The following is a 12,453-nucleotide window of genomic DNA, read 5'->3' on the forward strand; positions in this document are numbered from 1 at the left end:
TTCCTTTTCCATTGGATTATCTCTTTCTAAATTGTTTAGTACATTAGTTACATATACTCTTGCGTCCATATACATACTCCTTTTAATTCCGGTTATTTATTTTGATTTTAGTAGTATATGTATAAAATGCTTTTTTATCTCCTTAACTTATAGTTTTCTAGGCAATAAGAAATATAGCTTAGATATATTTTTGTAAAAGTATCCATTTAAATAACCCTATGTACTTGAGCTACATAGGGTTATTATTTCTTAATATTTCATCAGCAACTATTTTACTACAGTTTAAAACTATTGAAACTCCTGTACCAGGATGAACCGAATCTCCAACAAAATAAAGATTTTTTATTTTAGGTGACTTTATACTAGGTCTAAAGTAATTAGTTTGAGTAAGAGTGTGACTAAGACCAAAGGAAGCTCCACCATAAGAATTATATGATTTTTTCATATCTATTGGAGTAAAATAATCTTCAAACTCAATATTTTCTTCAATATCCTTTAGTCCTTTTATTTTCTTCACTGTATTCACAATTAAATTTCTAAGCTTGCTTATGTCATTAGAATCCCAATGTATATTATCAAATAACAAATTAGGTACTCTCACCATGATATTAACTACTTCTTTGTCCTTAGGACACATACTCTCATCTATGGCACTAGGACAATAAATATATAAGGATGGTTTTTCAGGAATTTCCCCTTTAAATGCAGCTTGAATGTTTTTTTCAAAGTCATCTCCAAGATAAAGATTATGTAATTTAAGTGTAGGATATTTCTTCTTTAGCCCAAGATAAATCATAAAGGTTCCACAGGAATATTTCATATTTTCAATTTTATTATCCTTATATTTTCCCTTAGCCCTCTTATTTTTCACTAAATTTTTCATGCAATAAGAAAAGTCTGCATTGCAAATTACTATATCTCCTTCAACTTTTCCCTTGTTAGTTCTTATACCAGTAGCTCTTCCCCTTGAAAATAATATTTCACTTACTTCGCATTCTTTGTGGATTTTACCACCTAATTCATAAAAAACTTTTTCTAAAGCCCTAATATATGAATACATGCCACCCTTTAGGTACCATAATCCATAAAGCTGAGAAATTGTTGGCACAAGAGAATATATATTGGGACCTTCATAGGGAGATATTCCAACATACATAGCTTGAAAACAAAAGTATCTAATTAGCTTATCGTTTTTAAGAAATTTATTTACATAATTATAAGTTGTAGAAAGTGTCTTAGTTTGCATTGCCTTAGATAAGGTTACGGGGTTAAAAAAGTCTATGAATTTTGTAAAAGGCTTTTTAAGAAAATATCTATCTGCTATAAGATATTTCTCATAAGAATCCCCTAATAGCTCTATATAAGAAGCACTATCTTCTAGAGATACTTCCTCTAAGGTACTTATAAGCTTAGGTAAATCACTTGAAAAATCATAACTACTGTGGTCTTCATAGAAAACTCGGTAATTAGGGTCTAATTTAATAAATTCTAAATAATCCTCACTATTTTTGTTTATGTACTGAAATACTTCTTTGTAAATCTCAGGGGTCATTAATATGGAAGCTGTCCTATCAAATTTAAATCCTTCACTTTCGAAGAAATTCACCTTGCCACCTACAGTAGCTTCCTTTTCATAGATTTCTACTTTATACCCTTTACCAGCCAATCTAACTGCAACTCCTAGTCCACCAACTCCTCCACCTATAATTATCACTTTGTTCCTCAAATTAATACATCTCCTTAAAAGGCTTTTATAGGATTTAAATCCTTTTAACCACCAAGAGTTATATCCTGCTCATCATACCAATTTAAAGCATCATAAAAATGTTGTGGCTTAAAATCTGGCCAATAATCATCTATTATATAAAAATCTGAGTATATGGATTGAACGGGAAGAAATCCACTTAATCTTCTTCTTCCTCCCCAACGGATTATTAAGTCTACTCTAGAAATATCATTAGATTGAATTTGATTTACAATATTATTACTTTTTGAGGTTGATTTTTTTAGTTCGTCTAAATCCCATTTCCAGCTATAATTAACTAAAAAGTTTATTCTAATTCCACCTTTGCCAAAGGTTTTTCTTGTGGTATATGGAAGCAATTCTTCTGGAAACATAGGGGAGTTCGTATTACCAATAACTAATAACTCTGCATCTTCATTAGCAAGAATCTTAACTGCATTAATGCAAGCTTCTGTGAAAGCTTCTCTTTGTTCAGTAGGTCTTTTAGTGTTATCTACAGTAAACCCATAATAAGTTATCTCTTTTACCCCTGCACTTTGGCAAAGTTTAAAAAGTATTAACCCTGGGTCTATACCTGCTACATATCCCTTTTCTTTACCAAAACCTTTATTCTCTGCCCATCTTCTGTTACCATCTGGAATTATTCCTATGTGATTAGGTACTCTCATATTTTCCTCCTAAATTCTGTGAAAATTCTTTTTGAGTTAAATCTTTCATTAGAATCAAATCTTTATTTTTATCTTTGACTATTAAAGTCTCAAAAAGCTACTTAGGTCTAACAACTCAGTGCTCATATTTATACTGAACAAATTTCATTTGTTACAACAAAGTACTTTTGTGAACAAAAATATTTTGTTTCAATAAAGCAATTTTCCTAAGTTGATGAGCTTCCACTTATATAAACCTACATACTTGAAGCTTCCAAAATGTTGTTAAATTCCTATGTTATATTATTGACATATTTGAAGTTGCTAATCATATAAGAGAACATAAAAAAAACCTCAAAGCCTTTTATAAAGCTTTAAGGTTTTTTGGTGCGTCATCAGGGGTTCGAACCCTGGGCCCCTTGATTAAGAGTCAAGTGCTCTACCAACTGAGCTAATGACACATAAATTGTGGTGCGCCATCAGGGGTTCGAACCCTGGACCCCTTGATTAAGAGTCAAGTGCTCTACCAACTGAGCTAATGGCACACATTCTTTTAAGACAAGATTATTATACTACCATTATACATATATGTAAATAACTATTTTAAAATCCAATAGTTGGATTTATCACTATTATAAACTCAACTATGTTTTTTCTGTAACATTATTCTTTCATTGCTTTTTCAAATAATTTATACTATAATTTTATATATCTTACATATAAAGTATTTAAGATATTAAAATTTCATAGGTATTAGTTTAACTAATATATGAGGGAGTAATTAGCACAGATTCTTGTGTTACAATGTCAACATAATGACTTTGGTCTGGCTTGTATTAAATAATGAGACTCATGTATAGCATTTTTCTGCTATACGTGAGTCTTTTTTTATTTTTATTTATAATTTATGAGGAGATGATTTTTTGAACTTAATTACTATTGTATTAACTGCCTTTGGATTGTCTATGGATGCCTTTGCTGTATCAGTAACAAATGGTATAATGCTTAGGAATGTGAAGCTAGAAAATGCACTAAAAGTTGGATTATTTTTCGGATTTTTTCAAGGAATAATGCCGCTAATTGGATGGTTAGTTGGAATAAATTTAGAAGGTTACATTACAAAAATTGATCACTGGATTGCCTTTATACTTTTAGGGCTTATTGGTGGTAAGATGATTTACGAAACGCTTAAACCAGAAGAGACCATAGAAGAATGTGATAGTAATGCCTGTGAAGTTAAAGTGCTAAGTAATAAGACTCTTACATTAATGGCAATTGCCACAAGTATAGATGCTCTTGCTGTGGGTGTAAGCTTTGCTTTTTTAAAGGTATCAATCTTAAAAGCTTCAGCAATTATTGGCTTAATAACTTTTATCCTCTGTACCCTTGGTGTTTTAATAGGGAAAATTTGTGGTAGCTTTTTAAAAAAGAATGCAGAACTTGTAGGTGGTGTTGTATTAATTCTTATAGGATTTAATATCTTTGCTGAACATACAAATTTAATTTCTGTGTTTACCTTTCTAAAATAAACTATATAACATATTTACTTTTAAATATTACTAAATCAACATTTTAATGCCCCTTGCAGCTTACCTACAAGGGGCATTATTTTATAATATTTTTTATAGAACTATTCTAAATGCATCTGCCTTGAAATTTACTCATATCTCAATGCTTCAATTGGATCTAAATCCGCAGCCTTCTTAGCTGGGTAAATTCCAAAGAAAATACCTACTGCTGAGGAGAAAATTACAGTTCCTACTATAACCATAGGGGATACCACTGGTGTAATATTAGCAAATTTTCCAAGCCCATAAGCTAGTAAAATTCCAAGTATCATTCCTATTATTCCTCCAATAAGAGTAATAATCACTGACTCAGTAAGGAATTGAAGAAGAATGGTTTTAGTGGTAGCTCCAATGGCTTTTCTAATTCCAATTTCTCTAGTACGTTCTGTTACAGAAACCAGCATTATGTTCATAACTCCTATACCTCCAACAATTAGAGATATTGCAGCTACTGCTCCAATAAAGGCAGTAAATATTCCAAGGACCTTGTTAATTTGGTCAAGTTGTTTTAAAACATTTTCTGGTTTGTATATATCTCTTCCTCTGTTTCCATGCCTATTTTCTAGCAGCTTTACAGTGGTAATTCCCGCAGCTTCTATGTTTTCTTTATCATCAGAAGTAATCATAACACTACTAATTAGAGCATCATTAGGGAAGAGTTGCATTACAAAACCCGTTGGTACATAGGCCATCACAGGCATATTTTCAACATCTCCCATACCAAAGGTATCAAACTGACCTTTACTTATACCAATTATAGTAGCTTTTTTAGGAGCAGTTTTAGGGCCAACTGTGACAACTTCTCCCACAGCATCTTCATAACCAAATAAACTTTTAGCAGAAATTTGGTCAATTACCATTACAGCTTTTCCTTCTAATGTTTCGCTGGCATTATAATATCTTCCATAAAGTATTTCTATATTTTGAAGATATTTTAAATCCTCATTTCCTCCAAAGAGAACAACACTCTTTGATTTTTTATTTGAAGATATGTTCCCTCTCTTTTGAAGTAAAGGTGTAGCATGCTTCACCATGGGTAGTCTTTCTTTTATCTGATTCACATCTTCTTGAGTGATATAATCACCAGAACTTGCATTGGCTGTTTTTACACTAATAGTTATGCTAGAAGAACCTATCTTCTCGAACTCACTAGTTATAGTTTTCTGTCCCCCTTCTCCAAGAGATACAATTGCTATAACTGAGCTTATTCCTATAATAATCCCAAGCATTGTAAGAAAGGATCTCATCTTGTTTGCTATAATGCTATCTAAGGCCATTTTAAAATTTTCCATAAGATTCATGTTATCCCCTCCTACAATAATATCCTATTTTCCACATCTTCATCAGAAACAATTTCTCCATCACGAAAACGTACAATTCTCTTTGTATGCTGAGCTACATCTGGTTCATGAGTAACCATGATAATAGTAGCTCCTTCATTGTTTAAATCCTGAAATATCCTTAAAATCTCTTCGGTGGATTTTGAGTCTAAGTTTCCTGTTGGCTCATCAGCCATGATAACAGAAGGATTATTTACGATGGCTCTAGCAATGGCTACCCTTTGCTTTTGTCCTCCTGAAATTTCATTAGGTCTATGTTTAACCCTATCTTCAAGCCCAACTCTTTTTAGAGCAAGAAGGGCCTTTTCTCTTCTTTCCTTAGGGGGTACACCAGCATAAGTCATTGGAAGCTCTACATTTTCAAGCACAGTCATTCTTGGTAAAAGGTTAAAAGCTTGAAACACAAAGCCAATCTCCTTATTTCTTATATGTGCCAATTCATCATCTTTCATTGTAGATATATCCTTATTATTCAAAAGATATTTACCACCATCTAGTTTATCTAGACAACCTAAAATATTCATAAGTGTAGACTTTCCTGAACCTGAAGGTCCCATGATGGAGGTGAACTCACCTTGCTGAATTTTAAGGCTCACACTTCTTAAAGCTGTGAATTTTAGTTCTCCTGTGGTGTAGATTTTTACTAAGTCTTTAACTTCAACCACAATTATTCCTCCTTTAAATCCTCTACAACCTTATCTCCAGGTTTCAAATCAGTGATATTTAAGATTATAGCTTCATTTTCTACTAGACCTTCAAGTATTTGTATTTCTATATCTGATTGAAGTCCAACAGTTACTTCCTTTTTGTTAGCTACTCCATTTTCAATTACAAACACAAAATTCTTTCCATCTTTTTCTGAAACTAAGGCCTCAATTGGAATCTTAAGGGCATCTGTTACATTTCCAACTAAAATATCCACATCTGTTTCAAAGTCAACTTTAAGCTCCGGCGCGCTGTCTAAAACATCAATTTCAGCACTTAGATTTCCCTCAGTACTTCCACCAGCAGCGGCCATAGCAAGATTTCCTTGTTTACTAGCTGAGGGGCTTATAAAAGTAACCTTACCATTATAAACCTTGTTATTGTTCTTAATCTGGGCAACTTGCTCTAACTTTACTTTTTCAGTATCAAACTTATTTAAGGAAATAGTTAGCTTAAGATTGTTTAAATCCTGCAGAGTTACTACTGCCACTGTTGGAGTGGACATGCTTCCCTCTACCCCATTTAAAGCTGTAATTACTCCATCAAAATCTGCTATTATTCCATCTTTAACTGTATTATACTTATTTTGAATTGAGTCTAAAGAAGCTTTTGCTAAAGCCACTGAATTATCAAGTTGCTTTAACTTTTCAGGAGATATACTTTGCATAGCATCTCTTTGTTGTTTTAAAGTCTGCACCTGGAGCATATCTTGAGGATTAGTACTAGTTTCTAATTCCTTAATCTTTTTATCAAGGTCCGAAATCTTTTCATTTAAGCTGTTCTTTTGATTTACAGTGTCTTGCTTTTGTAATACTGCATTGCTATGTTGAATTTCTGCTTGTTTTACTTGAAGCTTTAAATCAGAAGTGTCATAAGTTACAAGAACATCTCCTTTTTTAACTGTGTCCCCAAGCTTCACATTTACCTTATCAACCTTTAACCCACTACCATAATAATCTTTAACATTCTTTGATTTCACTGTACCTGTGGTAGATAAATAGGCATTAAGCTCGCCCTTTTCAACTTTGTATAAATTAACACCCTTTTCCTTATTTCCCTTGGAACTAAAAGCTATTCCACCCACTATTAAAAGTAAGATAATAACTGTAATTACTACACCTTTTTTCTTCATTTTTTACTGACCTCACTTTGTTTTTGTAATCTATTTTTAATTATTTTATTTCTTTGATACCTTGTTATATTTTTTACTTCTCACTACTTTCTTTTTGAAGTACTCCTTTTAAAGTTTCCAATCCATCAACTATTTTCTTAGAATCTTCTTCACTGCATTCACTTAAAAGATCTTCAAAATAACTTTTTATCTTACCATAAAAATCTACATTAATCTTTTCAAACTCCTCAGTAAGTTCAACTCTAACTACTCTTCTATCTTTTTCATCTCTAACTCTTTTCACCGCATGAACTTTTTCTAATCTATCTACAATACCAGATACTGTACTATTTGATAAATTTATTTTTTCACTGATTTCACTTATTTTCATAGATTTTTTATTGCATAATAACCCTGCCACCATAATCTGAGGTGGAGTTAATCCTATTTCGCAAAAATACTCCTTGAAATTATCTTGCACCAAAGAGTTTACATCTCTTAAAAGTTTAGAGATAAGTTCTCCATTATTAATCATTTTTCCTTATAAACCTCCTTTTAAACAAATGAATTAAAACCTTAATTTATGGATTTTGCTCACTGTAAGAGCTACACCTTTTCTTTTGAACTACTCATTTAATTGCTTTATTTTGAAATAACTTTTACCATTAAATAATGAACAAGTTCATTTTAGTAATTGGCTTTGGAAGGGTACTTGACTCTTACCCAAGTTTTTCTTTCTGCCGAGTACTCCCACTAAAAAAAAGCACACAGACTTATCCTTCCAAAATGCTGTTAAACTCTTATAATTACATATTTTTTAAATTTCTATTTCATATTAAAATATTTTGTATTAAAATATTTCGTATGCGAATATTTTGCATAGATATATTTTCTATTATAATTGTTTATAATATATAGTCAATAAATATTATTTTTATATTTAAGGAGGCTCAGTTCAATGAGCAAAGTGTATTTTAAACCTATAAAATCCTACTCCAATACAGAGGAAATTAATGAAGTATCAACTTTTCTTTTAGACACTCTGATTTACCTTTGCCATGAATATCACAAGGAATTGTGATTGTGAAGGTCCTAAGATGGAAAAAATCATTGATGACGTAGGAATATTTGCTTCTAGAGATCCCCTTACCATAGACAAAGCAAGTCTTGATGTTATAGATAAAATAAACGGAAAAACTGTTTTCAAAAGAGGTAGACGTACTTTAGAATATGGAGAGGAAATTGGCCTAGGTTCTAAAGACTATGAACTTGTGGAACTGTAATAATAAGAATAAAAGAATTTTGAGCTTAAATTAAATTAACCACTTTTACAAGAGATAAAATTTAATATTGTACAATTTATGTAATTTTCTTCCCCTTATCTCTATATAATTAACTATGTGAATTATTTAATTTGAGATAGGGGGTATCCTATGTACTGTTCTAAGTGCGGGGCTAAGCAAAGTGATAATGCAAAGTTCTGTAGTAATTGTGGTTTCAAGTTCTCTAGTGAGACAAGTTCTTTTAATGAATATAATCAATTTGGAAATTCATCTAGCAATTCAGGTTTTTCTAATAACTTAAATACATCACCAAACAATTCAAATGATGATCCATCACATCTTGCAGGGATTGCTTCCTGTTGTTTTCCTGTGGTAGGTCTAATTCTTTATTTCATATGGAGAGAAGAAAAACCTAATAGTGCAAAGCTAGTTTGTTATTGGATGATAGGCGGAGTAATTGTATATGCATTATTTTACTTAATATCCTTTATAGCAGCTTTTAACTTTAGCTACCATTAGATTCATATGATTGATAAATTGCTACACTATATGTTTTTATGTCATAGAATACCGGACAGGTCTTTCTTCATAAATGGCAAACAATTTCCCATATGCGCTCGGTGTACTGGTATTCTCATTGGTTATTTTATAGGTATTTTTTTCTTCGCTACTGATTATTTTAATAATGTTTTTATACAACTTTCACTTTTTATTCCACTGCTAGTAGACGGTTTAGGCCAGTACAAAGGAAAGTGGATTAGTAATAATCCCAGAAGATTTATAACAGGAAGTTTAGCTGGTATTGCCACTGTATTATTGCTAAAATTAGTCATATCCTTGGGATATTATCATGGCAAGATTGTAAGAAATTTATTTAGCCTTTGATGAACTTTTGGAAGTAGCACTATTTCGGCTTTTATCTATTGGAATATCCCATTGTTACTCGAACTTTTGAATTGTTAAAATTTCATTCCAAAATTATTGGAGAGAATAAACTTCCTTGTTATTTAAACATAAATAGCACTAACCTTTCATTTAGTTATGAAAGATTAGTGCTATTGTTTTATATGATGAATTCTATTTAATTTACTTTTTACTTTTAAAAGTTGATCTCAACCCAATCTCTGTTCCATTTTTAATCTTAATCATATTATTCCAGTGTTTACTTATAGTTAATAAAGTAAGAAGGAAAATAATCATGGTACAAACCACAGGGTAATTTAAAAAGGTTAGAATAATAGCTGCTATATACATAACGATAGTTCCAATAGCTATATAATCAGTTATTACTGTTGTAAGGATTATAGTCGCTCCTAATAAAAGTCCAATTATAGGATTAATTCCAAGGAATATCCCAATGAAAGAGGCTGTGCCCTTACCACCTTTAAACTTCATATGAAAAGGAAAGTCATGTCCAATTATTACTCCAAAGCCAATAATAAATAGATATATCATATTGTAGTCTAAAATATATTTTCCAACTAATATGGCAAAGGTGCCTTTAAGTATATCAATCAGTGCAGTAATAACTCCATATTTCCATCCAAGGACAATAGTAGCATTTGAGGCTCCTGAATTATTAGAACCTCCACTTCTTATGTCTATGCCTTTCACGGCCTTTCCTAAGATGTAAGCAGGATGTACTAATCCAAAACAATAACCAATTAAAAGTGAAATAATAATATCATAAATAACCATATTCACTTCTCCTTCAATAAATTGATATATTAGCAATAGTTACTTACTATATATTATAGTATATACCCCCTATTGATTGCCACTTGCATTTTAATTTAAAACTCATATTATTTATTTGAGCTTTAAGTACACTAATTCAACTTTAAACCGTATTAATAATAAATTGTTATGGTAGCATAGCTGAAATAATTATACGATTGTAAAACATTTTATTGCAATGGTGAGCCAGCATTTGCAGTGACAGAATTTAAACTTGAGCAGTACCTATATATGTGACCTATATAAGAATAATCTTTTTTATTCTATGGAGTAATTGTTACTAATTTAAGTGAAAATCTATTTATTTGAGAGGTGCAGTAATATGAAAAAATACAATGAGGAAAAAGGTATAGCGTTACATTCATGTAATGAGGAAGACATGGAATTCATTCATAATAAGTTGATAAAACATAATTTAAATTATATTACCGATTACGAAGATTTTGGATACAACATTAAAGATGAAAATGGTGATATTATTGCTGGTATAGTTGCATCAAGAGAAAATCAGTGTTTGACTATTGATTATCTTTGGGTGGATGAATCTTATAGGGGGAGTGGATTTGGATCAAAGCTTTTGAATTTTATAGAATCTATAGCTGAAAAAAAAGGTGTCGTTACAATTTACTTGAATACTTTTGGATTTCAAGCACCAGAATTTTATTTGAAAATGGGATATGAGAATTTTGGCGTTCTTGAAAATTGCATTAACGGTTATAGTCAATATTTCTTTAGAAAAATGTTAAACAGAGAAAACAGATGAACAACATTCTTCTTAGAAAATGTCTTAAAGGGTGATAAAAAATCACCCTTTTAACCTTAGTAAAAATTTCATTCTGGCATAAAACATATTTTGTTATTACATTGTTTTATCATCCACACAAAATAAGTATAAAAAGTATGGGAACTACACTTAATATAATTAATAAAGCTTTTAATATATCACCGTTGTTTAAAAATTTTTATTGATTCTTGTGTATATGACTTATAAAAATATGTAATTTTAGTAATTATTAATAATAAAATTATAGAAACTTTTTATAATATAATTTTAAGGGAGACAAAGCTATGAATGAAAATTCCTATGGTGTGCTTAAATCTAAAATAATCGATATTCATGAACATCGTGGAGATTGTCCACATTTTCATATTCATACTCTAGGTGATAAAGTTCATTATAGGATTTCAATTAATGTAGAATCTCAATTACCTCCCAATGAAGTTTTATATTATATAGATAAAGATTTCCACAATGATATAACTAGCAAAATCTGTGACTTTCCTCTTGGTTTCACTGCAATTACTGAAGATGTGAAAACCCAATATGGCATAGATTATCTTAAGGGTGATATGGTTGATATAAGCAGTTTACAACCTATTCCTGATCAGCTACCTGGACCTGATAATGATGTAAATGAAAAGCTATATTCTATTATGCAAGAGGTAATGGAAGACAAGGATTCAATCCTCTATGCCTTTGGAGAAAAGTGGGACTGTGAAGGAAAAGATAAAATCTTTCACTTTTCCCCTGGAGATGGAATTCATGATATTCACATGAATCAATGTATCTCACAAAATGCTCCCTCCTCTAATAATCATTGGAATGATGGAGCTCTTCTTATTCATTTTCCAAATGAAAATAAATGGAATGCAATTTTTATTGCCTTTCAAAATCAGCTTATACTTTCTTAAATAATTAAAGTGATTTTTGATATGAATTCTTTTATAGTATTTTACCAACCTGGATTACCCTAGATAATTTAAGTTTAAGCTGTTAAATTTACTGTTATTTTCTAATCTGAGAAATAATTTTAAACACCTTATAAGTAATTTCAAAATATAATTTTCTACAGTGTAAAAAACCATACTACATGTAGCAGTATGGTTTTCTATTTTATGATATTTATTGAACAGTATATCCTGTGTGCTCAATACAATCCTTTATTTTGTTCTCACTTGCTGGTGCATTATACCCAACTTCAACAGTTCCTCTTGATATGTCTATAGCAATTTGTTGAACACCTTGCAATTTTTCTAAAGCATTGTGTAGTTGAGTTTTACTTTGTGAATTGGCCATTCCTGAAACATTGTAGTGTACGTTTTCCATAATAGTAACTCTCCTTCCATACAATAATTTTCTCAATTATAGTATGAATTTAAGGGAAGATTTTTATCCAATTTAAAATAAATAATAGAATATAAAGCACCACCAACATCAAACTATATATCCTCTGATCTAAGCAATTATATAATTAATAATAAAATACTAAATTGAATAAGTTAAATTTTTTTTGGGAAAAGCACAGTAACCTTCTATA

The 12,453-nt window shown here is 30.7% G+C and carries 15 protein-coding genes and 2 tRNA genes; 7 read left to right on the forward strand and 10 right to left on the reverse strand.

Going from position 1 to position 12,453, the window contains the following annotated elements:
• Positions 1 to 229: 229 nt before the first annotated feature.
• From crtI to RR409_RS10515, 4 genes are all read right to left on the reverse strand, one after another.
• Positions 230 to 1,726, reverse strand: a complete 1,497-nt coding sequence (gene crtI, locus RR409_RS10500) for a phytoene desaturase family protein (RefSeq protein WP_332557705.1) — start codon at positions 1,724 to 1,726, stop codon at positions 230 to 232.
• A 44-nt stretch (positions 1,727 to 1,770) separates the two neighbouring features.
• Complete coding sequence (locus RR409_RS10505; RefSeq protein ID WP_332557706.1) at positions 1,771 to 2,412, reverse strand: undecaprenyl diphosphate synthase family protein; 642 nt, start codon at positions 2,410 to 2,412, stop codon at positions 1,771 to 1,773.
• A gap of 364 nt (positions 2,413 to 2,776) precedes the next feature.
• Positions 2,777 to 2,852: transfer RNA gene (locus RR409_RS10510), tRNA-Lys, on the reverse strand.
• 8 nt (positions 2,853 to 2,860) lie between these two features.
• Positions 2,861 to 2,936, reverse strand: a tRNA-Lys gene (locus RR409_RS10515).
• Positions 2,937 to 3,314: 378 nt separating this feature from the next.
• On the opposite strand from RR409_RS10515, the gene RR409_RS10520 reads away from it, so the two are divergent.
• A complete protein-coding gene (locus RR409_RS10520; RefSeq protein ID WP_332557707.1) occupies positions 3,315 to 3,920 on the forward strand; it encodes a manganese efflux pump MntP family protein in 606 nt (201 codons plus the stop codon).
• Positions 3,921 to 4,048: 128 nt separating this feature from the next.
• Here RR409_RS10520 and RR409_RS10525 read toward each other — a convergent pair whose 3' ends face one another.
• The 4 genes from RR409_RS10525 to RR409_RS10540 all read right to left on the reverse strand — a co-directional run bounded on the left by RR409_RS10525 (position 4,049) and on the right by RR409_RS10540 (position 7,650).
• Complete coding sequence (locus RR409_RS10525) at positions 4,049 to 5,260, reverse strand: ABC transporter permease (protein ID WP_332557708.1); 1,212 nt, start codon at positions 5,258 to 5,260, stop codon at positions 4,049 to 4,051.
• A gap of 11 nt (positions 5,261 to 5,271) precedes the next feature.
• Complete coding sequence (locus tag RR409_RS10530) at positions 5,272 to 5,964, reverse strand: ABC transporter ATP-binding protein (RefSeq protein ID WP_332557709.1); 693 nt, start codon at positions 5,962 to 5,964, stop codon at positions 5,272 to 5,274.
• 2 nt (positions 5,965 to 5,966) lie between these two features.
• On the reverse strand, positions 5,967 to 7,136 hold the full coding sequence (locus tag RR409_RS10535; RefSeq protein WP_332557710.1) for a biotin/lipoyl-binding protein: 1,170 nt from the start codon (positions 7,134 to 7,136) through the stop codon (positions 5,967 to 5,969).
• Positions 7,137 to 7,209: 73 nt separating this feature from the next.
• A complete protein-coding gene (locus RR409_RS10540; protein WP_332557711.1) occupies positions 7,210 to 7,650 on the reverse strand; it encodes a MarR family transcriptional regulator in 441 nt (146 codons plus the stop codon).
• A 423-nt stretch (positions 7,651 to 8,073) separates the two neighbouring features.
• On the opposite strand from RR409_RS10540, the gene RR409_RS10545 reads away from it, so the two are divergent.
• The 4 genes from RR409_RS10545 to RR409_RS10560 all read left to right on the forward strand — a co-directional run bounded on the left by RR409_RS10545 (position 8,074) and on the right by RR409_RS10560 (position 9,283).
• Complete coding sequence (locus tag RR409_RS10545; RefSeq protein ID WP_332557712.1) at positions 8,074 to 8,196, forward strand: hypothetical protein; 123 nt, start codon at positions 8,074 to 8,076, stop codon at positions 8,194 to 8,196.
• 16 nt (positions 8,197 to 8,212) lie between these two features.
• Positions 8,213 to 8,398, forward strand: a complete 186-nt coding sequence (locus RR409_RS10550; RefSeq protein WP_332557713.1) for a hypothetical protein — start codon at positions 8,213 to 8,215, stop codon at positions 8,396 to 8,398.
• Between the two features lie 150 nt (positions 8,399 to 8,548).
• On the forward strand, positions 8,549 to 8,917 hold the full coding sequence (locus RR409_RS10555) for a zinc ribbon domain-containing protein (RefSeq protein ID WP_332557714.1): 369 nt from the start codon (positions 8,549 to 8,551) through the stop codon (positions 8,915 to 8,917).
• Between the two features lie 30 nt (positions 8,918 to 8,947).
• The gene (locus tag RR409_RS10560) at positions 8,948 to 9,283 is read left to right on the forward strand and encodes a DUF2085 domain-containing protein (protein WP_332557715.1); all 336 of its coding nucleotides are present in this window, start codon (positions 8,948 to 8,950) and stop codon (positions 9,281 to 9,283) included.
• Positions 9,284 to 9,484: 201 nt separating this feature from the next.
• Here the strand turns inward: RR409_RS10560 and RR409_RS10565 are convergent, their stop codons facing one another.
• Positions 9,485 to 10,096 (reverse strand): glycerol-3-phosphate acyltransferase, encoded by a 612-nt coding sequence (locus RR409_RS10565; protein ID WP_332557716.1) that lies wholly within the window; start codon positions 10,094 to 10,096, stop codon positions 9,485 to 9,487.
• Between the two features lie 361 nt (positions 10,097 to 10,457).
• Between RR409_RS10565 and RR409_RS10570 the strand changes: the two genes are divergently transcribed.
• Both RR409_RS10570 and RR409_RS10575 read left to right on the forward strand, forming a co-directional pair.
• The gene (locus RR409_RS10570; protein WP_332557717.1) at positions 10,458 to 10,898 is read left to right on the forward strand and encodes a GNAT family N-acetyltransferase; all 441 of its coding nucleotides are present in this window, start codon (positions 10,458 to 10,460) and stop codon (positions 10,896 to 10,898) included.
• A 305-nt stretch (positions 10,899 to 11,203) separates the two neighbouring features.
• On the forward strand, positions 11,204 to 11,827 hold the full coding sequence (locus RR409_RS10575; protein WP_332557718.1) for a DUF2278 family protein: 624 nt from the start codon (positions 11,204 to 11,206) through the stop codon (positions 11,825 to 11,827).
• Positions 11,828 to 12,038: 211 nt separating this feature from the next.
• On the opposite strand, the gene RR409_RS10580 is transcribed toward RR409_RS10575, so the two are convergent.
• The gene (locus RR409_RS10580; protein WP_332557719.1) at positions 12,039 to 12,242 is read right to left on the reverse strand and encodes a heavy-metal-associated domain-containing protein; all 204 of its coding nucleotides are present in this window, start codon (positions 12,240 to 12,242) and stop codon (positions 12,039 to 12,041) included.
• Positions 12,243 to 12,453: the final 211 nt, after the last annotated feature.

It is taken from the genome of Clostridium sp. (genome assembly GCF_036642255.1).
Classification (GTDB): domain Bacteria; phylum Bacillota; class Clostridia; order Clostridiales; family Clostridiaceae; genus Clostridium_J.